The sequence below is a fragment of the Aeribacillus sp. JST-2 genome, assembly GCF_056032925.1.
The window spans coordinates 1-23,179 of the sequence record NZ_JBVVUU010000037.1 but is presented as its reverse complement, the minus strand read 5'-3'; the positions used below and the strand labels follow the sequence as shown (position 1 = coordinate 23,179).

The window sequence follows — 23,179 nt, the reverse complement described above, 5'->3', positions numbered from 1 at the left end:
ACCTTTAGACCCAGTTTATTACATGTACCAATACTGGGTTTCTTCAGTATTGCCTTTTTTCGGATCATCGGACAAGGGAATTTCCAATTTCTATGATTTTTCACCTTGACATATTACCGCAGGACTTTTTGGTATTTGGCTTCCAGAAATCGCTGCCAAAGACCTGGGGCATTTTTTTTGAATTTAGTTAAGATTTTCGATTGTTATGTTACTTAAAAGACCATCATGAGTATAGAAAACTAAAAAACGGCAGCTGTTTCGCAGTGGAACGCAACATGGATCATTTTCTAAATGTTAATCATTTTACTATTGAATATTTATCTTTATTTTGGTAGTATGGTAACATATTAGCGAACTAAAGTGAACGTCCTTTGGAGGTGCAAGCGATTGTTTATGTTTGAAAAGCCTTTAGGCATGCGGGATACATTGCCGGGCTTATATGTGATAAAAGAAAAGGTACGAAAAAAAATGATGAACGTCATCGAAAGCTGGGGTTACGAATTTCTTGAAACACCGACGCTGGAGTTTTATGAAACGGTCGGGGTTCAATCTGCAATATTAGAGCAGCAGTTGTTTAAACTGCTTGATCGTCAAGGGCATACACTTGTGTTAAGACCGGATATGACCGCGCCAATTGCGAGGGTGGCGGCTTCGAAACTGATGAAGGAATTTTTGCCGTTAAGGCTTGCCTATTCGGCCAATGTATTTCGAGCTCAGCAGCATGAAGGCGGACGTCCCGCTGAATTTGAGCAAATTGGCATCGAATTGATCGGCGATGAAACGACCAGTGCCGATGCGGAAGCGATTGCCTTGATGATCTATTCCCTGAAAAATAGTGGATTGGAAGATTTCAAAATTTCCATTGGCCATATCGGTTTTATCAATGCTTTGTTTGCTGAAATTTTAGGAAAAGAAGAACGAGCTGAAAAACTGCGCCGCTATTTATATGAAAAAAACTTTGTCGGCTATCGTGAACATGTTAAAAATCTCCCCCTTTCGACCATTGATAAAGAACGCTTGATAAAAGTGATTGAATTAAGAGGTGGAATTGAGCAGGCCGATATAGCGATGGATCTTGTCTCCTCTGAAGAAGGAAAAAAAGCGCTTGAAGATTTGAAACAGTTGTTCGTTCAACTTGATGCCTATGAAGTAAATCAATATATGAAACTGGAACTGAACATTGTCAGCCATATGAACTATTACACCGGCATCCTTTTTGAACTTCATGCAGATGGCGTCGGATTGCCGATCGGAAGCGGCGGCCGCTATGACCAACTGTTGGAAAAATTTAACCGCTCTGCTCCTGCTACAGGTTTTGGCATCCGTTTGGATCGTTTGCTCGAAGCCCTTGGCGATTTAGAGGCGGACAGGGAACGTTATGCTGTCATTTTTAGCCAAGAGCAGCGCAAAGAAGCTTTTCAACAGGCAATGAATCTTCGGAAAGAAGGAAAACAGGTAGTTATGCAGGACATTTCTGGTGTTGACCAAATTGACAAGTTTGTGGAAAAATTCACAGATATATTATATTTTCTTGGCAAACCAGGAAAGGTGAGAGAAAAATGAGTATGTTGACAATTGCAATGCCGAAAGGAAGGATTTTTTCGGAAGCGGCCGATTTAATCAGAAAATCGGGTTATCAGCTTCCTGATGAATTTGATGAGTCGCGGCGGCTGATTTTAAATGTTCCGGAAGAAAACATCCGCTTCATATTGGCCAAACCGATGGACGTCGGAACATATGTAGAACACGGAGTGGCTGATGTAGGGATTGCCGGCAAAGACGTCATGATGGAAGAGGAACGGGATGTATTCGAAGTACTTGATCTGAAAATAAGCAAATGCCATTTGGCGGTAGCGGGGCTTCCCAATACAAAGATGAGTGATGTTGCTCCGAGAGTGGCAACAAAATATCCGAATGTCGCTTCCAAATATTTTCGTGAACAAGGCGAACAAGTGGAAATCATCCATTTAAACGGGTCAATTGAACTGGCGCCATTAATTGGGCTGGCTGATCGGATCGTCGATATCGTTTCAACGGGACAGACATTGAAAGAAAACGGATTGGTGGAGCTTGAACATATTGCCGATGTAACTTCCCGTTTAATTGTCAACCCAGTGAGTTATCGCATGAAGGATCGGCAAATTGACTTGCTCGTTGAACGTCTTGCCAAAACAGTGGCCAAAGAAGGGGAGGATGAAGATTGAAAATCGTCAGCGTTTCAAAGGATGAAAAGCTTTCCTTGAAAAGGTCGATCGATGCCGGCACAGAAGAGCAGCGCAACATTGTCAAAGAAATCATTGCCAATGTTCGCGAAAACGGGGACAAAGCGTTATTGGAATACACGGAGCGTTTTGACGGAGCCGCCCTCTCTTCTTTAAAGGTGCAGGAAGAGGAAATTCACCGTGCATATGAAGCGGTTGGCAGCGATTTTGTTGCCATTATAAAAGAAGCTCGGGAAAACATTTATCGGTTCCACGAAAAACAGAAACGGGAATCTTGGTTTTATTTTGATGATGACGGCACGATGCTCGGCCAAAAACTGACACCCATTGATTCAGTTGGCGTATATGTACCGGGCGGCACGGCTGCCTATCCTTCTTCCGTGTTGATGAATGTCATTCCGGCAAAAGTGGCCGGCGTCGGCCGAATCGTACTGACTTCACCTCCTGATCAAAGCGGCAAACTGCCCGCTGAAGTGCTGGTCGCCGCAAACGAAGCAGGTGTGGCGGAAATATACAAAGTTGGCGGCGCCCAAGCGATTGCGGCTCTTGCCTACGGGACGGAAACGATTCATTCGGTTGATAAAATTGTCGGCCCCGGCAATATTTTTGTCGCTTTGGCGAAGCGTGAAGTATTTGGCTCGGTAGCCATTGATATGATTGCAGGGCCGAGTGAAATTGTTGTATTAGCTGATGACAAAGCTATTCCCCGTGAGGTAGCAGCTGATTTATTGTCTCAGGCGGAGCACGATCGTCTGGCTTCAAGCGTGCTTGTTACGCCTTCCGTGCAATTGGCGGAAGCTGTACAAAAAGAAGTGGAAGAACAATTGGCAACACTTCCGCGTAAAGAAATTGCCTCTGCTTCTATTGAACGGTTCGGGAAAATTTACGTGGCGGAATGTCTTGATCATGCGGCAGAGATTGTCAATGAACTTGCTCCGGAGCATTTGGAAATTATGACAGAAAACCCGGCGGACGTCCTGCCGAAAATTAAGCATGCAGGTGCTGTTTTTTTAGGCCGATACAGCTCGGAGCCTGTAGGGGATTATTTTGCCGGACCGAACCATGTCCTGCCGACAAACGGTACAGCGAGATTTTCCAGCCCTCTCAATGTAGATGATTTTATGAAGAAGTCAAGCATTATCTCCTACAGTGAAGCTGCATTTCGCAGAAACGCTTCAAAAATTGCCAGCTTTGCCCGATTTGAAGGGCTGGAAGCCCACGCCAGAGCGATTGAAGCACGTCTAGCAAAAAAGGAGGATCAGCCAAAATGACAAGAACGGCGGCGATTACCCGCACAACAAAGGAAACGGATATTAAGCTGTCATTTTCTATCGATGGAGAAGGCAAAACGAATCTTGAAACAGGCGTTCCATTTTTAACTCATATGCTGGATCTTTTCGCAAAACACGGCCATTTTGATTTATCAGTGGATGCAAATGGCGATGTGGAAATTGATGACCACCATACAACAGAGGATATCGGGATTTGCTTAGGTCAGGCAATAAGGGAAGCGCTTGGCGATAAAAAAGGAATCAAAAGGTATGGACATGCCTTTGTTCCGATGGATGACGCATTGGCGCAGGTAGTCATTGATTTAAGCAACCGGCCCCATTTCGAAATGCGGGGCGATTTACCGAACAATAAAGTCGGAACGTTTGATACGGAGCTCGTTTATGAATTTTTGTGGAAGCTTGCTCTTGAAGCCCGCATGAATTTGCATGTAATCATCCATTACGGGATCAACACTCACCATATGATCGAAGCAGTGTTTAAAGCATTAGGTAGAGCGCTTGATGAAGCAACGATGATCGATCCCCGCGTTAAAGGGGTACCGTCAACGAAAGGGATGTTATAACCATGATTGGAGTTATTGATTACGGCATGGGGAATTTATACAGCGTCTCGAAAGCGCTGGAACGGATGAATGCTGAGTATGTTGTTTCCAGTGATTTATCAATGCTTCAAAAGGCGAAGGCATACATTTTGCCCGGCGTCGGCGCCTTTAAAGATGCGATGGCCATTTTAACGGAATCCAAGATCGCTGATTTCCTAAAAGAAGAAGTGGGAAAAGGAAAACCTCTATTAGGCATTTGCCTTGGGATGCAGCTTTTGTTCAACGAAAGCGAAGAAAACGGATGGACGGAAGGCCTCGGTTTTTTAAACGGGCAAGTGAAAAGAATCCCAGGTGAAGAATTGAAAGTGCCGCATATGGGGTGGAATAAATTAACGTTTCACCGCGACCATCCTCTTTTATCAGGCCTTAAGGAGGATTATGTTTACTTTGTTCATTCTTATTATGCCGTAACGAATGACGAGGACATTGTGATTGCCAGTTCGGAATATGGGGTAACAGTCCCTGCGGTCGTCGGCAATCAACATGTTTTCGGGTGCCAATTCCATCCTGAAAAAAGCGGAAAACTCGGATTGGCTATTTTGCGAAATTATTTAACATTTGTAGCAGGGATGTGACGTTATTTATGGCTTTTACAATTTATCCGGCAATTGATATACGCGGCGGGAAATGCGTCCGTCTGCTCCAAGGCGATTACAATCAAGAAACAGTTTATGGCGATTCCCCGTTTGACATAGCAGCGTCCTTTGTTGATGAGGGTGCTGACTGGATTCATATGGTAGATTTAGATGGAGCAAAACAAGGGAAACGGGTGAATCATGAACATGTCATTAGAGTGGCAAAGGAACTGGATGTATGTGTCCAAGTTGGCGGAGGCATCCGCACGGAAAGGGATGTTTATGAATATTTGGCAAACGGTGTTTCCCGTGTTATTTTAGGAAGTTCCGCCATTTCAAACAGGCCGTTTGTTGAAAAGATGCTTGATATATATGGAAGGAAAATCGCCATCGGCATCGATGCGAAAAATGGTTACGTATCGACGGAAGGCTGGCTGCAAACGTCCGAAGTAAAAGCGGTTGATTTAGGAAGGGAAATGGCCAAAAGCGGGGCGGAAACGTTTATTTTTACCGATATTGCCACAGACGGCATGCTCTCGGGTCCAAATGTAAATGCAGTCGCGGAAATGGCAAAAGCAACTGGAAAAACCGTCATCGCTTCCGGCGGGGTAAGTTCCATTGATGATGTAAAAATTTTAAAAGAACATGAGAAGGAAGGCGTAAAAGGGGCGATCATCGGGAAAGCCCTATATACGAAGAATATTCGGCTCCGTGAAGCATTGAAAGAGGTGGGCGAGGCATGATCACAAAACGCATTATTCCTTGTTTAGACGTAAAGGACGGCAGAGTTGTGAAGGGCGTGCAATTTGTACAGTTGAAGGATGCCGGAGACCCTGTTGAGCTTGCGAAAGTGTATGATGAAGAGGGAGCCGACGAACTGGTTTTTCTTGATATTTCAGCTTCCCATGAAGGAAGAAAGACAATGATCGACGTCGTGGAACGGGTGGCGGCAACTTTGGCCATCCCTTTCACAGTTGGCGGCGGCATCAATTCCTTGGAAGACATGAAAAAAATTTTGCGGGCCGGCGCTGATAAAGTGTCAATCAATACGTCAGCCGTTTTAAATCCTTTGCTGATTACCGAAGGGGCGGATTATTTCGGCAGCCAATGCATTGTTGTCGCCATTGATGCGAAATATGACGAAGAACGGGGCCGCTATCGTGTCTATACCCACGGCGGAAGGAAAGAAACTGAATGGGATGCGGTGGATTGGGCGAGAGAAGCTGTAAAAAGAGGCGCCGGGGAGATTTTGTTAACAAGCATGGACCAAGATGGCGGGAAATCCGGCTTTGACATCCAATTAACGAAAATGATTAGCGAAGCTGTATCGGTTCCCGTCATTGCATCCGGCGGTGCAGGAAAAGCGGCCGATTTCCTCAAAGTGTTCCGGGACGGCAAAGCTGACGCAGCCTTGGCAGCGTCCATTTTTCATTATAAGGAAACATCAGTGGGAGAAGTGAAAAAGTTTTTGCGAAATGAAGGAGTGAATGTCAGATGAATATTTCAGAATTAACATTTAATGAACAAGGGCTGATACCTGCAGTCGTCCAAGATGCTGTCAGCAAGGAAATATTAACTGTTGCTTATATGAATAAAGAGGCGCTAGAAAAAACCCTAGAAACGAAAGAAACATGGTTTTTCAGCCGTTCCCGGCAGGAGCTCTGGCATAAAGGGGAAACATCCGGAAATACACAGACAGTGAAAGAAATTCGCTATGATTGTGATAAAGATGCCCTTGTTGTGTTGGTGGTTCCGAACGGACCGGCTTGCCATACAGGACAATACAGCTGTTTTTCAAAAGCCGAAGGGAGTTTGCAAGGAGATCGGTTTGACATCATCAATCAGCTGGAAGAAGTCATTGCTAAGCGTGAAGCGGAGCGTCCTGAAGGTTCTTATACAACGTATTTGTTTGAAAAAGGAATTGATAAAATTTTGAAAAAAGTCGGCGAGGAAGCTTCAGAGGTCATCATTGCCGCCAAAAACCGGAGCCACGAAGAACTGAAATGGGAAGCGGCTGACTTGCTGTTCCATTTGCTCGTCCTGCTGCGGGAGCAAAAGCTTCCTCTTGATGAAGTATTAAACGTGCTGAGAGAAAGACATAAAAAATGATCGGCGGGGTTTGGCTACGCCATTAATTGATAGTTTTTTATGTATATAAGTTGTGTTATACTATCCTTCGGCAACTAAAGTGAAATGGAGGATTTGAGTGGGAAATCGCAAAAGAAAAAGAGACGGGGATTCCAAAATTGTACGTTTTTTTCAAGACAGTGAGTCCTTTTACCGAATGGGTTTAAAAGCCTACCGAAAAAAAGATTTAAGGCTCGCTTCAAAGCTTGTGAAACGCGCGGTTGAACTGGAACCGGACAACGAAGAAATGATGCATCGGCTGGCATCCATTTATACGGAATTAGGAGAATATGAGAAATCCAATGAATTATTAACATATATTCTCCATCATATGAATCAAGATTCGATAGAATGCTATTATTTTTTGGCAAACAATTATGCACATCTCGGATTGTTCCAAAAAGCCTATCAATATGCCTTGCTTTATCATGAAAAAGCGCCAAAAGGGATATTTGCCGAAGAAAACAATGAGCTGTTGGATATGCTGGAAATGGATGTTCAGGTAGAGGATTCGATAGAATATCCGGAAAATCTGATTGAGAAACAAGAAAAAGCACGGTTCTTTCTTGAAAACGGACAATTTCGCCAAGCGATTTCTTTGTTAGATGAAATCATCGCCGATTATCCGGAATTTTGGTCCGCACATAATAACAAAGCCCTTGCTCACTTTTATTCAGGAGAAGTTGACCTAGCCAAACGCGTGATCTTCCGCATTCTTCAAAAAAACCCGGGAAACTTGCATGCCTTATGCAATCTTTTAGTTTTTTCTTATTATGAAGGCGATGACGCACAGGTTCATTCACTAGTCAATATGCTGAAGGGAGTTTACCCGATCCTGTTTGAGCATCAATATAAATTAGGCGCTACCTTTGCTCTCATAGGATATTACCGGCTTGCTTTTCAAAAGCTGTATCCATTGTATCGAAAAGGGTTTGAAGGAGACGACACTTTCTATTATTGGCTTTCTTATTCTGCTTATTTTATAGGACAGCAAAACTTAGCCAAAAAAATATGGAAAAAGGTTCTTGAAATAAATCCGCTGAAAGACGGAGCAGAACCTTGGAATGCTCAAAACGATTCCAATCGGGATAATATTCCGGAGCGTTTGCTCTCGATTTATTATGCCATGAAGACGAATCAACGAAAGAAACTCATGGATGAACAGCAGTTTGAAACCATTTTGGAAAAAACGGCGATTCAATATGTATTGGCTGTTTTAAACGGCGAAAAGCCATCCGGTTCATCCGCCGTTCAATTCGCTTTTCATGTGGCCGATTGTTTAATGGAACAAACAATGGAAGGGGAATTGCTTGCATTATATTGGTTTCAATTGTTTATCAAGGCGTATGAGGAAGATATTAAATTCCGCAATGTCAAAGCATGGGCTTCAGCTGTTCATTATTTGTGGACGAAGAAAATGGGAAGAAAAATAACTCAGGCCGATTGTGCCAAACGGTTTGACATCAGTGATTCTACATTATCGAAGTACATTCAGGTTGCCAAAAAATTGGATGTGTGAGCAAATCAATAGCACGAGGCATTTATTTTATATAGGATAGGATGTAGGGAATAATAAATTTGTCATATTGTGATTGAAATTATAATGAGGAGTTGAGTCTCGTGTCTGAAGAAAAAATTTATGATTGCATCATTGCTGGAGCAGGACCTGCCGGATTGACCGCAGCTGTTTACACGGCAAGGGCCAATCTTTCAACGCTATTGATTGAAAGAGGAGTTCCGGGGGGACAAATGGCCAATACGGAAGATGTAGAAAATTATCCGGGATTTGATCATATATTAGGTCCTGAACTATCCAACAAGATGTTTGAACATGCCAAAAAATTTGGTGCGGAATATGCTTATGGCGATGTCAAAGAGATAATTGACGAAGGTGAATATAAAATCGTCAAAACTTCCAATAAAGAATTTAAAACAAGATCTGTCATTATCGCGACAGGAGCTGAATATAAAAAACTCGGCGTCCCCGGTGAAAAAGAATTGGGCGGCCGCGGGGTATCATATTGCGCCGTATGTGACGGGGCTTTCTTCAAAGGAAAAGATTTAATCGTCGTCGGCGGCGGAGATTCTGCTGTCGAGGAAGGTGTTTACTTAACCCGGTTTGCCAACAAAGTAACGATCGTTCATCGCAGAGATCAACTGCGTGCGCAAAAAATTTTGCAGCAGCGCGCATTTGACAATGAAAAGGTGGATTTCGTCTGGAATCATACCGTTAAAGAAATTCATGAGGTCGATGGAAAAGTCGGCAAAGTCACGCTTGTTCATACGAAAACAGGTGAAGAAACGGAAAAAGAAATTGATGGTGTGTTTATTTACATTGGAATGGTTCCTCTTTCCAAACCGTTTGAAAATCTCGGCATTACGAATGAAGCTGGATATATTGAAACAAATGAGAAGATGGAAACGAAAGTTCCAGGCATTTTTGCTGCCGGGGATATCCGGGAAAAACCGCTACGCCAAATTGTTACCGCGACCGGCGACGGAAGTATTGCAGCTCAATCTGCTCAAGTTTATGTGGAAGAATTGAAAGAAAAGCTAAAACAAGCAGAAAAAACTCATTAACAAAATCGTAATCGTCATTTAATTGTAATGTAACATCGTTGCAATAAAATTCGGTTACTATAATGGTAGTAATTGACCCCCTTTTATAATATAGACTTAGAGCATGGGTGACCCTTCCCATGCTCCTTTTTTCATTGCATGAACTTCATAAGCCATCGGCAGTTATTCCATGGCCAATCGAAGATTAGTCAAAAGCCGCTGAGCCCCCAAAAAGAGAAACCAGCTGCCGACTGGCATAAAAAATTCTTTCGCCTGAAAACTTATGATACGGGCAGAAAGCCGTTTTCTATTTTCATCAAAGCTGACCAAACACCGAAATTTCAAAAAATACTCCCATTTTGAGCAACTGCGTTGAGCAAAAACAGCATATAATAGTATAATGAAAGGAATCTGATGTATTTAATTTTGAGGCTTAGCAACTTAGGGGTGAACGTATTTTGCAAAGAGTGACAAACTGTGTTTTAGTTCACGACGGTCAACTGCTCCTGCTTCAGAAGCCTCGCCGCAACTGGTGGGTCGCTCCAGGCGGAAAAATGGAAAGTGGAGAGTCGATTAAAGAAGCCGTTGTGAGAGAATTTAGGGAAGAAACAGGCATTTATTTAAAAAACCCCAAAATCAAAGGGATCTTCACGATGATTATCAAAGAAGGGGACAAGGTTGTTCAAGAGTGGATGATGTTTACATTTTTTGCAACAGAATTTAACGGGGAAAATGCCGCCGAGACAGAAGAGGGTAAGCTTGCCTGGCATAAAATTGAAGACATTCATAAGCTTCCGATGGCACCTGGGGATTACCACATTATTGATTATATGTTAAAAGGTTCGGGAATTCTTTATGGAACATTTACATACACATCTGACTTTCAATTGTTGGCTTATCGGCTGGATCCGCAATAAAAATCGGGGGGCTTTTAGCAATGAGTGAAGGAACAAATATTCAAATGGTGATCATTACAGGAATGTCCGGCGCGGGAAAAACAGTAGCCATTCAGAGCTTTGAAGATCTTGGCTATTTTTGCGTTGACAATCTTCCGCCAACTCTGCTGCCGAAATTTCTTGAACTAATGAAAGAATCAAGCAACAAAATGAATAAAGTGGCAGTTGTAATGGATTTGCGGGGCAGGGAATTTTTTGAATCCCTCAACCAAGCGCTTGAAGAAATTAACGATATTCCTTGGATTACGCCGCAAATATTATTTCTTGACGCCAACGACCAAGTTTTGGTAAGCCGCTATAAAGAAACGAGAAGATCCCACCCGTTGGCAACGAAAGGTCTCCCTCTTGAAGGCATCCGCCTTGAACGGGAAATGTTGGAAGAATTAAAAGGAAGGGCGCAAATTGTATATGATACGTCAAATTTAAAACCCCGTGAATTAAGAGAAAAAATTGTCAAACAGTTTGCTGAAAACGAAGGCCAAACTTTTACTGTCAACGTAGTGTCCTTTGGCTTTAAATACGGTTTGCCGATTGATGCGGATTTAGTATTTGACGTCCGCTTTCTCCCAAATCCCCATTACATCGAAAATATGCGTCCCAAAACGGGACTTGATGAAGAAGTCTCCTCCTATGTGCTGAAGTGGCCAGAGACCTCAAAATTTTTAGAAAAGCTTATCGATTTGCTGGCGTTTATGATTCCTCATTTCAAAAGGGAGGGAAAAAGCCAAGTTGTTATTGCGATTGGCTGTACAGGCGGTCAACATCGCTCTGTAACATTGGCGGAATATATCGGAGATTATTTTCGCAAAAGCTTTAAAGTTCATGTTTCACATCGGGACATTGAAAGGAGAAAATTTTGATTATTATGAGGAAGGAAAAACCCAAAGTTGTCATCATCGGGGGCGGGACGGGTCTGTCCGTTCTTCTTCGGGGGTTAAAACGGAAACCTTTTGAAATAACTGCTATTGTAACGGTTGCCGATGACGGAGGAAGTTCCGGAAGGCTCCGGGATGAATTGAAAATTCCGCCTCCGGGGGATATTCGCAATGTGCTAGCAGCCCTTTCTGATGTGGAACCGCTGATCGAAGAACTGTTTCAACATCGCTTTAAAAATGGAAATGATTTGACAGGACATTCTTTAGGAAACTTGATTTTGGCGGCGATGACCAACATTACCGGCGATTTTGTGCTGGCCATCCGCGAAATGAGCAAGGTGTTGAACGTTCGCGGAACCGTTTTGCCGGCGGCTAACCGCAGTGTGGTCTTGAATGCGGAAATGGAGGATGGAACGATTATTACCGGCGAATCGAAAATCCCTGTTTCCGGAAAAAAAATAAAACGGGTTTTTCTAACCCCGGATCATGTCGAACCCCTTCCGGAAACGATTGAAGTGATTCGCGGGGCAGATATGATCATCTTTGGACCGGGAAGCTTATATACAAGCATTCTGCCGAATTTGCTTGTTCCTAAAATAGGAGAGGAAGTTTGCAAATCACCCGCCAAAAAAGTATACATTTGCAATGTGATGACTCAGGCGGGAGAGACATCCAATTATACGGCGAGCGATCATGTCAAAGCCCTTTACGATCATTTAGGTTGTCCTTTTATTGATGTGGTTCTCGTCAACAACGGTGAAATTCCTGAATACATACAAAAGCGCTATGAAAAAGAGGCGGCTTTTCCTGTTCAAGCAGATGCTCCATCTCTTGAAAAGATTGGGCTTCAAGTAGTTCAGGATCATATGGTTTGTTGCGAAAACAATGTCATCCGCCATGATACAAACAAAGTGGCCAATATATTATTTCGTTTGCTTGATTAAGATTTGTAGTCGGAAAGGGCTGATGCAAAAATGTCCTTCGCTTCTGAGACGAAAAAAGAGCTGACGGCGCTGGAAGTCAAGCCTTGCTGTTTAAAAGCGGAATTGTCTGCGCTCATCCGCATGAACGGATCGTTGTCTTTTTCAAATCGGAAAATGATTTTGGACATCCAAACCGAAAACGCAGCGATCGCAAGGCGCATTTATACGCTGACAAAAAAGAAATACGATGTCCCGATCGAACTTCTCGTCCGGAAAAAAATGAAGCTAAAAAAGAACAACGTTTATATTGTCAGAATGGCTGAACAGGTTAAGGAAATTTTGCAGGATTTGCATATATTAGGTGAAGCCTTTACATTTAACCATCAAATTTCGTCTGAACTGGTGAAAAAAAAATGCTGCAAGCGCTCTTATATACGCGGAGCATTTTTAGCGGGGGGATCCGTGAACAACCCGGAAACTTCCTCCTACCATTTGGAAATCTCCTCTTTATATAAAGAGCATAACGATTCGCTGTGCAGCCTGATGAATACGTTTCATTTAAATGCCAAAACGTTGGAACGAAAAAAGGGATACATTACTTACTTAAAAGAAGCGGAAAAAATCGGAGAGTTTTTGACATTGGTCGGTGCGTACCAAGCTTTGCTCCGTTTTGAAGATGTGCGAATCGTCCGTGATATGAGAAATTCCGTCAATCGGCTTGTCAATTGTGAAACCGCCAACTTAAACAAAACGATTGGTGCAGCCATTCGCCAAGTGGAAAATATTAAGTTGATTGATGAAAAAATCGGGTTAGAGGCGCTCCCCGAAAAATTGAGGGAAATTGCCGAACTTCGTGTTATGTATCAGGATGTCACGTTGAAAGAGCTCGGTGAAATGGTCTCGAGCGGAAAAATCAGCAAATCAGGCATTAATCATCGGTTAAGAAAGCTTGATGAAATCGCCAATAAGCTTCGGGCAGGCGAAACGGTTTCATTTAAATAATATATTGACAAGAAATATTTTTACGGGAAGGAGGTTGAAACAATGATAGAGAAACAAGTCGAAGTAACATTAAAAACAGGTTTGCAAGCGCGTCCAGCCGCATTGTTTGTTCAAGAAGCAAACCGTTTCTCGTCCGATATCTTTTTGGAAAAGGACGGAAAAAAAGTGAATGCCAAAAGCATCATGGGTTTGATGAGCTTGGCCATTAACAGCGGTTCTGTGATTACATTATCCGCAAATGGGAAAGATGAAGAGGAAGCGATTGAGGCGCTGATCAAATTTGTGCAAAAAGAAGACTGATCTACACCTCTTCCTTTTGAAGTATTAAAAGGATTGCTGCAAACGCAAAACCCCACAGAATCCAACGAGTTTTCTGTGGGGTTGTTTTTATATAAAGTGTTCAAGTCGAAATCGTTTTTACATGGCAAACGGCAGCGGCTGTCTCATAAGTCAATTTTTCGACTTAGAGATCCCCTTTTTTCATGTAATAACGTTGAAATACCGAATTTAAAGGAATTCCCTTTTTGGGACAGCCCCGTTCGGCTGTTTATTCTCTCACCAACACTTTATCAATTAAGCCGTATTCTTTTGCCCGTTCGGCCGACATGAAATTGTCTCTGTCCGTATCTCTTTCAATGACTTCAAGAGGCTGGCCGGTGTTTTCCGCTAAGATTTTGTTCAATTTATCGCGCAATGAAAGGATGCGTCTTGCGGCAATGTCAATATCTGTTGCTTGCCCTTGCGCTCCTCCGAGCGGCTGGTGGATCATGACTTCACTGTTTGGAAGTGCAAACCGTTTTCCTTTTGCCCCTGCTGCCAATAAAAATGCTCCCATGGATGCCGCCATGCCGATGCACATTGTCGATACATCCGGTTTGATAAACTGCATTGTATCGTAAATGGCCATTCCTGCGGTGATCGATCCGCCAGGGCTGTTGATGTAGAGGGAAATATCTTTTTCAGGATCTTCGGCTTCTAAAAAGAGAAGCTGAGCTACAATCGAGTTCGCCACATGATCATCGATTGGCGTACCGAGTATAATAATGCGGTCTTTCAACAATCTTGAATAAATATCGTAAGCTCGTTCCCCACGGTTTGTTTGTTCGATAACAGTCGGTATTAAATTCATGATTTTTCCTCCCTTAACAGATGTTAAAGATTCCTTCTATCTCATCATACACAGAAGGTCAATAAAGGTCAAACAAAAAAACTCTATTTGTTCCGAGGAATCCATTTAAACATCATACCCGAATTTTCTGATTTTCAAACAGAAGACAAATGAAAATTCACCAGCCAAGCCGTTTGGCAAAAAACAAAAACATGGGGATGAAATAATGCTTGCATGTAGAATCATAATCGATTATAATATTGATCGTGACATTTAAAGAAATGCGCTCGTAGCTCAGTTGGATAGAGCGGTGGTTTCCGGTACCACGTCCGTCGGGGGTTCGAGTCCCTCCGAGCGCGTCAAATAAGCTGAAAACGTTGATATGACGGGAAAGAGACACCGAAATTTTAGGCGAAATTTAAGACGCAGGTTGAACGGGAAAGACACCGTTCCATGAAAACGTCTCTAGCATTTCCATACTGTAAGCGTCGCCTCGTATGTGTCGGTACCGTGAACAACGCTAAACCTTCCGTAATTAAAAACGGGAGGTTTTTTTATTGCGTAAAAAACGAGGGATAGTAAAACGGCGCGAAGCGGGCATTAAGTACGAAATTAGCAGGAAAAATCTTCATTATGAAAAAGCGCTTGAGGAGATAATCCGTATTTTTGAAACGGAAAACTATCGAGATCGGACGATTAATGATTACCGCAGAAACTGGCGAGAATTTTTCAAAATAATCGGAAAGGAAAATGTTTTTGACGTAACACGAGAAGATTTTTGAAAATACATACGACAACGCATGCAAATAGATGGACTGGCAGCCGGAACAGTCAATATCAGACTTGGTGGGGTAAAATCTATATTTTCGCGACTAGTTAAAGAGGGAATCTTGACGGAAAATCCATGCAAAGACATCCCGAAACTACAAACAGATGAAAAACCCATTTTTGCATTTTCTGACCGGCAATTGAAACGGCTATTTTCAATCTTTGATAAAACAAGCGTTGCAGGTTACCGCGATTATGTTGCGATGATAACGATGCTATATTTCTGACTGCGAGCAAACGAGATTGAAAATTTAGAAATATCCGATATCGATTTTGATAACTCGGTTATTATGTTGCCCGGTTCCAAAAACAAGAATCGGAAAATTAGAGCCGTTCCAATGAATCGGAAAGTACGCGAAGAACTGCGGCAATTAATTATCGAGAATCAAGAAAAATTCGGCGAAGATGTTACTCACGTATTTTTAACCAACGAAAGGAGAGAATATCCCGGATTACGAGATGGCTGAAAGAGGGATATACGATCGAACAAATCGAGCAAGCCATCGCCGAAACATCGGTTCATCTGCTCGACGAGGAAGGGGTCTCTATCAAGCGCTTTATCGCCAAGAGCACCCGATATCGACCTTGGAATCATTACCGGAAACCCATACACCGGAGATCTTCAAGGGGTATGATCCAGACTTGGAATCCTACAAGCCTTAATAGAGCGAGGTGCCAGTGGATGAACACCTCCCGCATTCAAGAATATTGCAAACTACTGAATTTGGGCTATATCGGTCAAGTCTATGAGCAGATTTCGGCAGATACTCCCGAGGAATATTTATTGAAATGTTTGGAGGCGGAAGTGGAATCGAGGAGAAATACAAAGATCGAAAGACTCATCAAAAAGGCAGGATTCAGCCAATGGAAAACACTAGAGGACTATGAATTTCCTTCCTTGATCACCTTGCCTTCTTCCACAACAGTGGAAGAACTGAAGGATCTGATGTTTTTGGAAAAGAAGCGAAACATCATGATGATCGGAACGATGGGAACCGGAAAAACCGATCTTTCCATCGCCTTGGGTATAGAAGCTTGCCGGCGTGGGAAAGAAGTTGGTTTTTACCGTGTCGGGGACTTAGTGTCCAAACTGTTAGAAAAGCAGCACAACGGAGGGATCGGGCGGTTTATTCGAGATATCCAAAAAGCAGAACTGATCATTTTAGATGAACTAGGATTTATTCCATTTCATAAAGATGGGGCAGAATTGTTGTTCAGTTTAATTGCCGAGTGTTACGAACAGACAAGCATTATTGTCACATCGAACTCGGAATTTGGACAGACAATGGAACACCATATATGGGGGATAAGCGTTTAACGGCCGCCATCATTGACCGATTGGTGCACCATGCCCATATTCTCATCTTTACGGGGGAAAGTTATCGATTGCAGCACGCTCTATCTAAAAAGAACCGATAAAAATACGGGAACTGGCAAGGTTGTGCACAAATTCACAGCCATATTGTGTATTTTTTACTTGCCAAACACAAGTTTAATGCCTAGCTTAAACAAAGGTCGGTAGTGAAAGGTGACTTCGTGGAGAAGAAAGAGAATATCATCTTTTTAGGAAAAAGTGGTACGGGAAAGAGTCATTTAGCGATCGGACTAGGAATCGAAATGATTCAAAATGGTTACAAGGTCAAGTTTATAACAACTTCTGCATTAGTAGAATAATTGTTAATGGCCAAAGAAGAGCATAGACTTGGAGCAATGGAGAAAAAGTGGCTCAAATACGATGTGATCATTATTGATGAGTTGGGTTAGGTTCACTTTTCAAAAGCAGAGGCAGAGCTACTATTTCAATTCTTCTCTAGTCGATATGAACTAGCAAGTTTCATATTGACAACCAATCTCGAATTTACTGAATGGATAAGTATATTCGGGGATGAAAAAATGACTGCTGCGTTACTTGATCGATTCGTTGTCATATTCATTTACTCAATGGAGAATCATATCTTTTTCGTCAGAGTATACAGCAAAGAAAAATGATAGAAGGATAGGAATTTTATGAAGCAAAATGTTTTGATTTCTTGTCTATAGACAAGAAATCAAAACATCCAAATTATCCCATTAATGGGGAGGGAGATTGATAAAATATTGCAACTTATATAGAATTATATTTAACACAAAATATATTTCCTATGTAAGGTGACTTGACATGGTTCTATGCAAGCATGATTCAGGTAAATAGGGGCAAAACTCACTTAGCAAAAATACCCTGTCATTCCCACAGAGGCTCCATGTCAATCCTGTGTATATCCCGTATAAATTACAGCCAAATTCTGTACTCTGCAATTGCCAAACTGAACATAAAAAGTCTCTTTATCAATTATCCTATTTAGTAACCTGTTGATTCATTATGTCTTCTACCTGATTAACAATCCCATCTGTAATTTCCTTTTTACGCTTTACCCAGTCCTGTGACCAGATTCTAACTATCTCCCATCCTAATGACTCCAATACACTCTGTCTTAGTCTATCCCTGTCTCTTGCAGTTTTAGACGAATGATACGTTGCACCGTCACATTCAATTCCCAATATATATCTACCTGGATTTTCAGGATCAACTACTGCAATGTCTATTCTGTAACCAGAACAACCTACTTGTTTCCGAAGTTCAAGTCCCCTCTTTTGTAACATATTATAAACGTCCTCTTCAAACGGAGAATCAAAATCCGCTTTATTAACTTCAGTAATATAAATTAAATTTCCTTTATTTCTAGCAAAAGATAAATATGCTTTTAACAATTTTGGTCCACGCTTTTTAAGTTTACTATCATCCAAATCAATATCAAGAATGCTCGATACAACCTTTATTTCTTTTTTAGCCCGTGTTATGGCAACATTCAATCTTCTTTCTCCGCCATCTTTATTTAATGGACCAAAATTATAATGCAAAACTCCATTTTCGTCTTTCCCATAACCAATGCTAATTATAATTGTATCTCTTTCGTCGCCTTGAACATTTTCCAGATTTTTTACAAAGAACGGCTCAAAATATTCTTCACTAAAAAATTGTTCAAATTCTGGATGTTTCTCCCTCATTTCATCAATCTTATCTCTAATTGCTTCTTGTTGTTTCTCGCTAAATGCTATTACACCTAACGAACGTTCTGGAGAACGTTTTATATGTTCAAAAACTAATTGTGCGACTTTTTCAGCTTCCTTAATATTTCGATTTGAACGTCCTCGATCATACACTCCATCTTCCACATAAACTAGCGATACTCCGTCATGTTCTCCTTGTATTGAATTAGGGAAAGTATATAATTCGTTATTGTAAATTTCCCTATTTGAAAAAGCAATTAGAGATTCTTGTTTACTGCGATAGTGCCATTTTAATGATATTTGTGGCATAAACAGCAAACACTCATCCAAAATACTTTCAAAACTTTCATAAAGATCCTCATCTTCTTCGTCAATAAATTCATCATCTATTTCAATTTGTTGTGAAAAGAAAGAAGTCGGAGGTAACTGTTTATCGTCTCCAGCAATAATTACTTGTTTTCCCCTTATCAATGAGCCTATTGCATCTTCCGGTCTCAACTGTGATGCCTCATCAAAAATGATTAAATCGAATTTTAACTTATTTGGATCAATAAATTGACTAACTGATAATGGGCTCATCATCATACAAGGCTTTAAAGTTAATAATAACTCGGGAATTTCGGCAAAAAGTCTTCGAATTGGTTTATGGCGCTTCTGTTTTTGAATTTCTCTTCTCAGTATAGCTATTTCAGCTGTTTTGTACGCGATGTTTTCAATGTAAAATTCTTTATTCCGAGTTAGAAGCTCATGTACTCTTGAACTATTAATTTCGATTTGTTTTAAGTCATGTTGTTTAAAATCTTCAATCATTTTATTATGCTGAGTAATTTGAAACTCTTTTAAAATTGGCATCTTATTGTATGCATAATCTAACCAAAGCTTATAAAACCTTTTCATAAATACATGCTCAAATGATAATTCATAATTCATTAATTCAGCCTTTTCCAAAAATTCCTTTAACCCCAACTCATATGATTCATCTAAAATTTTTTGAAGTTTAATCCATTCCCCTAACTTTGATGTTTGTTCGGACATCAGTCTTATTGTGTCAGCAACTTTATCGATACCAGCACTATTAAGCGTTTCACCATCAAATTTTCTCTCTGATATTGAAACAATCTCCTTATAGAAATCTAAACCTTGGAGTAAACATTTTTTGCTATTGTTTAATGATTTACATGTACTGATAAAATAATCTTCTACCTCATGATTCTTCAATAATTCCACAAACCATTGTGGAAAATTTCCAGAAAATAATTGATAAGCTTCCATCGCCCATATTATTGCTTCTTCTATATAATCCCAGTTGGTTTCATATCCGTGATACAAATTGCCATAATATTTATAAAGGGTATCTGATAAATAATTGATTTCGCTTTCTTTCTGTTTAATATTATTTACTAAATCAAACAGCTTTTTTAAATCTTCTGTCGTTATAGGATTAGATTTCTTGACATATTGACTAATTTTGTTTTTTGCATAAATTATTTTTAAAATTAGCTCCTTAAGCTCGTTAATGTTAAAACTTAGGATGTCCGTATCTTCTCTGATATTCGGAATTTCGATTGAACATAACTTCATCAAATTATCAACATTGTTTTTAATATTGCTAATTAGTTTCTTTAATTGTTCTTTAATGACGTAAAAATTCGCTACATCCTCTTCTTCGAACGTTAACAAAAATTGAAACATTTTCTCCATATTGTCTGTTTGTTTCAAATGATGAGAAAGCGCAAATATTTTTTCAATGTATTCTTCTAACCTAGCCCAATCTGTTTTTTCCTTTTTGTAACTAATTCCCAAATAATCCTTAAGCAATTCATCTTTATTATTAATCTCATTTCGCATATTTCGTAAACGAATAAGGTTTCTTAAGTCTTTAATTACCTGATCATAATTGTTCTTTTGTACATTTAATTGATAAGAACGAATCAGATTTCTATCCTGCTTGTAACCACTTTTAAAAATACGAAATATAGATGAATATTGCTCGATGTACCTATTTAAAACACCTTCTAAATCTTCTTTAAGAATGTCAAGATTATAATAACTTTTTAGTTGTTCTAACTGAGCGTTGAATTCCGTAAAAAATTCTCTATTTTCTTTTATTAGCTTTCTAATTTCCTCTTTATTTTCTGTGTGAAACCATTTTTCAGCAGGTTTAACATTGCCATCAATAACACTGTAAACTTTATCCAAAATGTTAATTTGACCAAGATTTAAAGACAACAATTCAAATTTAATAATGGATTCAAGTTTCTTCTTCGTATCTAATAATCCTTCATAACTGTTTTCGATTTCCTCAATACATTTTATGATTTCGCTTTCGTTACTTAATAATCTGTTAACGAATAGAGAATAATCATTCACTAAATTTACATTCTGGTTTGGAAAAATTATTTCTTTAACCTCATCTAGATCTACATGTAAAATTTGTTCATGATAACCTTTGAGTAATTCTTCCTTCAATTTAAAATATGAAGAAAATAAACTTTCATGTAATTTGTAATGATTGAAAACCTTATTTATCATTTGATTGTCTTTATCAGTAAACCAACTATTGTGTAACTTATTAGGCTTTCTTTCTAAGAGATCCCCGATCTGAATAACTTTATCTAATAAATTTAGGCTTCTCTTTTTATCTTTCATCCCTACTTTATTACTTAAGTTACTTAAACTAACGTAAACCTGGGATAGACGCTCTGATAAGTCCCTAAAATTGGTTGATATTTTAGTTTCTAAATCGAAATTAGTTTCCTTCAGTAATGTACCGTTCCATATATGATGATTTTTACTTTTTAGAAGTGGTTTTAATCTCTCTAATAAACGCAATTTATTTTTTATTTCGTTTAACTTAAAGTGGTCAAAGTTCTCTATGTTAGGTATTTCGAATAGTAAATCAGGTTGATCATAAAGCTCAGATAATTTTCCATGTATTCTTTGTGGAGTTTCATTTAACGATGAAACCTTGGTGTGTAAAGAATTTACATAACTATTCAAATGTTTCTTTATTTGATCAAATTCAATAAAAGATTTATAACTATAAGATGGTGAAGTTTTTAATAATAATGTTCTTGCTAACTCTTCAAGAATTGACTTTTTGTTTGAATTATGATTGTGTAAATCTAAGCAGTAATCCCCTATTCCTCTTTCATCGAGTCTTTTCTTCACAACATCCAAAGCTGCTTTTTTTTCGCTTACAAATAATACTTTTTTACCTTTTGCAAGAAATTCAGCAATAATATTTGCTATCGTTTGGCTCTTTCCTGTACCAGGAGGTCCTTGCATTACAAAGCTTACCCCATTTTTGGCAGCCAAAATAGCTTCTTGTTGACTAGAATCTGCGTCTAATATCTGATAGGACTCTTCAGATTTTGCAACTTTGTCATATTCAACAATCGATTCAATATTCTCACTATTACACACATCTTTCTCTAATTTAATACCCGCTAAAGACTGTACAAATTGATTTGATTTTACTAAGTCTTCATATTCCTCAAAATCCTTATACATCACTAATTTACTAAAAGAAAATAAACCAATATATGCTTCATTCGTTATTTTCCAAGACGGTTCTAGTTTTAATTCACTTTTATAGTAATTTAACAATTCATCAAAAGAACTTTGGTCTACTTGGTCTATTGGAGTTAAAGAAATACCGTAATCAAGTTTAAACTTTTGTTCTAATACAGGATTTAACAAAATTTCATCATCTAATTTCTGAACATAAAATGGGTCTTTTGAGGACTCACGATATAAAGAGATTGGAATTAAAAACAATGGAGAACAAAGTATATCCTTACTATAATCTACTTCAGTCCAATATAGGAATCCACAGGCTAAGTAAAGAGTATTGACTCCCTTTTCATCAATTGAAGATTTTGCTTTTAGTCTAATGTTGTTTAATTGGTTTTCAAATTTTCTAACTGTTTTAATAAAACTTTCTTCCTTTATTTGTTTTATCTCTTCCTTAGTTAAATCCCCATCTTTTTGTTTAATTAATTTATCCATTAATTTATTTGCTTCCTCTTCAAGGTTTACAAGAGAATTCCCTCTAACACTTTTAAACTCCTGTAAAAGATTGAACAATTGATTTATATCAGTATGTATTCGAATAATTGATTTGTTTGATTTAAAATTTAGTAACCGATTTCTTTTTGTTAAATCCAATAGTCTTGATTTCCATTGATGAATTTTTATATCTAATTTTCTTTCACTCATATTGGGAATATTCCCCCTTTTCTTAGCTATCTAAGAATCTACAATATAAAATATTATTAGCAACACCCTGATTATTGTTTGAATAATGTAATCATTTAAAATAATAACACTAACAAAATATAAAATTAAAGGGTCTTTACCATTTTGAGTGGTTTTCAGCTTATTATTTATCTGTGTATGGCAAAATAAAAGTGCAGAGTTTTGCAAAGGAAAAATGCAGAGACCTGTACTAAATTTTTGTGCATATAAAGAAGTAAAAGTGGATCAGACGTTGGTTCATGTCCCTAAGGGTGGCAACAATAGTCAATTTGTATGGGCTACTTCAGGAGGAAATAAGATTAAGAGAAAAAGCGAGAGCGATCAGTTTGATAAAAAAGACGAAGTTCTTAGATAAAAAGATTTTACATGATTACGAGTGGACCGAACAACTTCGGTTCCCTCCTCACTTAACCAAAGAGGATTTGTGTAGCCTACAATTTATTGAGAATCAAGAAAATGTAGTTTTAGTTGGTTCACCCGGGACAGAAAAGACTCATTTAGCCACAGACTAGGGAGAAAAGCTTGTGAACTTGGTTATGAGGTTCGTTTTACCGTGTTGCCACATAGTTGAGGAATTAGAGCAAGCTTTACGTAACAACTGTTTATCAGCATTTAGAAAAAGGATGGAGAAGGTTGATTTGGTCATTAGATGAAATGGGATACTACCCATTTAGTAAAGAAGGAGCTGAATGATTATTCCAAATCATATCGAAGTTTTATGAACAGTGTCAAGGCCGATTATTTTTTCCCCAAAATCGCCGGTTTAAAATTCCCCAGAAGGACCTTATTGATCCTTCTGTTT

General features: G+C 39.5%; 20 protein-coding genes, 1 tRNA gene and 2 pseudogenes. 21 read left to right on the top strand and 2 right to left on the bottom strand.

Annotated features, from left to right (window positions below):
- Positions 1–387 precede the first annotated feature (387 nt).
- The 15 genes from AC0KTX_RS14045 to AC0KTX_RS13975 all read left to right on the top strand — a co-directional run bounded on the left by AC0KTX_RS14045 (position 388) and on the right by AC0KTX_RS13975 (position 13,433).
- The gene (locus AC0KTX_RS14045; RefSeq protein ID WP_474252746.1) at positions 388–1,563 is read left to right on the top strand and encodes an ATP phosphoribosyltransferase regulatory subunit; all 1,176 of its coding nucleotides are present in this window, start codon (positions 388–390) and stop codon (positions 1,561–1,563) included.
- A gap of 2 nt (positions 1,564–1,565) precedes the next feature.
- Positions 1,566–2,204, top strand: a complete 639-nt coding sequence (gene hisG, locus AC0KTX_RS14040) for an ATP phosphoribosyltransferase (protein WP_474252749.1) — start codon at positions 1,566–1,568, stop codon at positions 2,202–2,204.
- Complete coding sequence (hisD, locus tag AC0KTX_RS14035) at positions 2,201–3,493, top strand: histidinol dehydrogenase (protein WP_474252745.1); 1,293 nt, start codon at positions 2,201–2,203, stop codon at positions 3,491–3,493. The genes hisG and hisD overlap by 4 nt, the downstream gene beginning before the upstream one ends.
- Positions 3,490–4,077, top strand: a complete 588-nt coding sequence (hisB, locus tag AC0KTX_RS14030; protein ID WP_474252744.1) for an imidazoleglycerol-phosphate dehydratase HisB — start codon at positions 3,490–3,492, stop codon at positions 4,075–4,077. The genes hisD and hisB overlap by 4 nt, the downstream gene beginning before the upstream one ends.
- Complete coding sequence (gene hisH / locus AC0KTX_RS14025; RefSeq protein ID WP_474252748.1) at positions 4,074–4,691, top strand: imidazole glycerol phosphate synthase subunit HisH; 618 nt, start codon at positions 4,074–4,076, stop codon at positions 4,689–4,691. The genes hisB and hisH overlap by 4 nt, the downstream gene beginning before the upstream one ends.
- Before the next feature lie 8 nt (positions 4,692–4,699).
- The gene (hisA, locus tag AC0KTX_RS14020; RefSeq protein ID WP_474252743.1) at positions 4,700–5,434 is read left to right on the top strand and encodes a 1-(5-phosphoribosyl)-5-[(5-phosphoribosylamino)methylideneamino]imidazole-4-carboxamide isomerase; all 735 of its coding nucleotides are present in this window, start codon (positions 4,700–4,702) and stop codon (positions 5,432–5,434) included.
- Complete coding sequence (gene hisF, locus AC0KTX_RS14015) at positions 5,431–6,189, top strand: imidazole glycerol phosphate synthase subunit HisF (protein ID WP_474252742.1); 759 nt, start codon at positions 5,431–5,433, stop codon at positions 6,187–6,189. Before hisA ends, hisF begins: the two co-directional genes overlap by 4 nt.
- A complete protein-coding gene (hisIE, locus tag AC0KTX_RS14010) occupies positions 6,186–6,800 on the top strand; it encodes a bifunctional phosphoribosyl-AMP cyclohydrolase/phosphoribosyl-ATP diphosphatase HisIE (protein ID WP_474252741.1) in 615 nt (204 codons plus the stop codon). The genes hisF and hisIE overlap by 4 nt, the downstream gene beginning before the upstream one ends.
- A 97-nt stretch (positions 6,801–6,897) precedes the next feature.
- On the top strand, positions 6,898–8,337 hold the full coding sequence (locus tag AC0KTX_RS14005; protein ID WP_474252740.1) for a tetratricopeptide repeat protein: 1,440 nt from the start codon (positions 6,898–6,900) through the stop codon (positions 8,335–8,337).
- A gap of 101 nt (positions 8,338–8,438) precedes the next feature.
- A complete protein-coding gene (gene trxB / locus AC0KTX_RS14000; RefSeq protein ID WP_474252739.1) occupies positions 8,439–9,398 on the top strand; it encodes a thioredoxin-disulfide reductase in 960 nt (319 codons plus the stop codon).
- Between the two features lie 437 nt (positions 9,399–9,835).
- Entirely contained in the window at positions 9,836–10,294 is a 459-nt protein-coding gene (locus tag AC0KTX_RS13995; RefSeq protein WP_474252738.1) for an NUDIX domain-containing protein, read from the top strand.
- A 20-nt stretch (positions 10,295–10,314) separates the two neighbouring features.
- A complete protein-coding gene (gene rapZ, locus AC0KTX_RS13990) occupies positions 10,315–11,193 on the top strand; it encodes an RNase adapter RapZ (protein WP_474252737.1) in 879 nt (292 codons plus the stop codon).
- A 5-nt stretch (positions 11,194–11,198) separates the two neighbouring features.
- A complete protein-coding gene (locus AC0KTX_RS13985) occupies positions 11,199–12,152 on the top strand; it encodes a gluconeogenesis factor YvcK family protein (RefSeq protein ID WP_474252736.1) in 954 nt (317 codons plus the stop codon).
- A 30-nt stretch (positions 12,153–12,182) separates the two neighbouring features.
- Positions 12,183–13,133, top strand: coding sequence for a DNA-binding protein WhiA (gene whiA, locus AC0KTX_RS13980; protein WP_474252735.1), 951 nt, complete (start codon positions 12,183–12,185; stop codon positions 13,131–13,133).
- 42 nt (positions 13,134–13,175) lie between these two features.
- On the top strand, positions 13,176–13,433 hold the full coding sequence (locus tag AC0KTX_RS13975) for an HPr family phosphocarrier protein (protein ID WP_474252734.1): 258 nt from the start codon (positions 13,176–13,178) through the stop codon (positions 13,431–13,433).
- Positions 13,434–13,680: 247 nt separating this feature from the next.
- On the opposite strand, the gene clpP is transcribed toward AC0KTX_RS13975, so the two are convergent.
- Positions 13,681–14,262 (bottom strand): ATP-dependent Clp endopeptidase proteolytic subunit ClpP, encoded by a 582-nt coding sequence (gene clpP, locus AC0KTX_RS13970; RefSeq protein WP_474252733.1) that lies wholly within the window; start codon positions 14,260–14,262, stop codon positions 13,681–13,683.
- Positions 14,263–14,524: 262 nt separating this feature from the next.
- On the opposite strand from clpP, the gene AC0KTX_RS13965 reads away from it, so the two are divergent.
- From AC0KTX_RS13965 to AC0KTX_RS13945, 5 genes and pseudogenes are all read left to right on the top strand, one after another.
- Positions 14,525–14,600, top strand: a tRNA-Arg gene (locus AC0KTX_RS13965).
- A 198-nt stretch (positions 14,601–14,798) separates the two neighbouring features.
- On the top strand, positions 14,799–15,023 hold the full coding sequence (locus AC0KTX_RS13960) for a hypothetical protein (protein WP_474252732.1): 225 nt from the start codon (positions 14,799–14,801) through the stop codon (positions 15,021–15,023).
- A 273-nt stretch (positions 15,024–15,296) separates the two neighbouring features.
- A complete protein-coding gene (locus AC0KTX_RS13955) occupies positions 15,297–15,536 on the top strand; it encodes a site-specific integrase (protein ID WP_474252747.1) in 240 nt (79 codons plus the stop codon).
- A gap of 215 nt (positions 15,537–15,751) precedes the next feature.
- A pseudogene (istB, locus tag AC0KTX_RS13950) lies at positions 15,752–16,488 on the top strand (IS21-like element helper ATPase IstB).
- 102 nt (positions 16,489–16,590) lie between these two features.
- Positions 16,591–17,058: pseudogene (locus tag AC0KTX_RS13945) on the top strand (ATP-binding protein).
- A gap of 345 nt (positions 17,059–17,403) precedes the next feature.
- Here AC0KTX_RS13945 and AC0KTX_RS13940 read toward each other — a convergent pair.
- Complete coding sequence (locus AC0KTX_RS13940; protein ID WP_474252731.1) at positions 17,404–22,338, bottom strand: DUF4011 domain-containing protein; 4,935 nt, start codon at positions 22,336–22,338, stop codon at positions 17,404–17,406.
- A 278-nt stretch (positions 22,339–22,616) separates the two neighbouring features.
- On the opposite strand from AC0KTX_RS13940, the gene AC0KTX_RS13935 reads away from it, so the two are divergent.
- Complete coding sequence (locus AC0KTX_RS13935; protein ID WP_474252730.1) at positions 22,617–22,889, top strand: ATP-binding protein; 273 nt, start codon at positions 22,617–22,619, stop codon at positions 22,887–22,889.
- Positions 22,890–23,179: the final 290 nt, after the last annotated feature.

Bases quoted from the DNA above. Each gene is read 5' to 3' on its own strand.
- hisG (WP_474252749.1), top strand. From the start codon at position 1,566: ATGTTGACAATTGCAATGCCGAAAGGAAGGATTTTTTCGGAAGCGGCC.
- hisB (WP_474252744.1), top strand. From the start codon at position 3,490: ATGACAAGAACGGCGGCGATTACCCGCACAACAAAGGAAACGGATATT.
- hisA (WP_474252743.1), top strand. From the start codon at position 4,700: ATGGCTTTTACAATTTATCCGGCAATTGATATACGCGGCGGGAAATGC.
- hisF (WP_474252742.1), top strand. From the start codon at position 5,431: ATGATCACAAAACGCATTATTCCTTGTTTAGACGTAAAGGACGGCAGA.
- hisIE (WP_474252741.1), top strand. From the start codon at position 6,186: ATGAATATTTCAGAATTAACATTTAATGAACAAGGGCTGATACCTGCA.
- rapZ (WP_474252737.1), top strand. From the start codon at position 10,315: ATGAGTGAAGGAACAAATATTCAAATGGTGATCATTACAGGAATGTCC.
- AC0KTX_RS13985 (WP_474252736.1), top strand. From the start codon at position 11,199: ATGAGGAAGGAAAAACCCAAAGTTGTCATCATCGGGGGCGGGACGGGT.
- whiA (WP_474252735.1), top strand. From the start codon at position 12,183: ATGTCCTTCGCTTCTGAGACGAAAAAAGAGCTGACGGCGCTGGAAGTC.
- AC0KTX_RS13975 (WP_474252734.1), top strand. From the start codon at position 13,176: ATGATAGAGAAACAAGTCGAAGTAACATTAAAAACAGGTTTGCAAGCG.
- clpP (WP_474252733.1), bottom strand. From the start codon at position 14,262: ATGAATTTAATACCGACTGTTATCGAACAAACAAACCGTGGGGAACGA.
- AC0KTX_RS13940 (WP_474252731.1), bottom strand. From the start codon at position 22,338: ATGAGTGAAAGAAAATTAGATATAAAAATTCATCAATGGAAATCAAGA.
- AC0KTX_RS13935 (WP_474252730.1), top strand. From the start codon at position 22,617: ATGTCCCTAAGGGTGGCAACAATAGTCAATTTGTATGGGCTACTTCAG.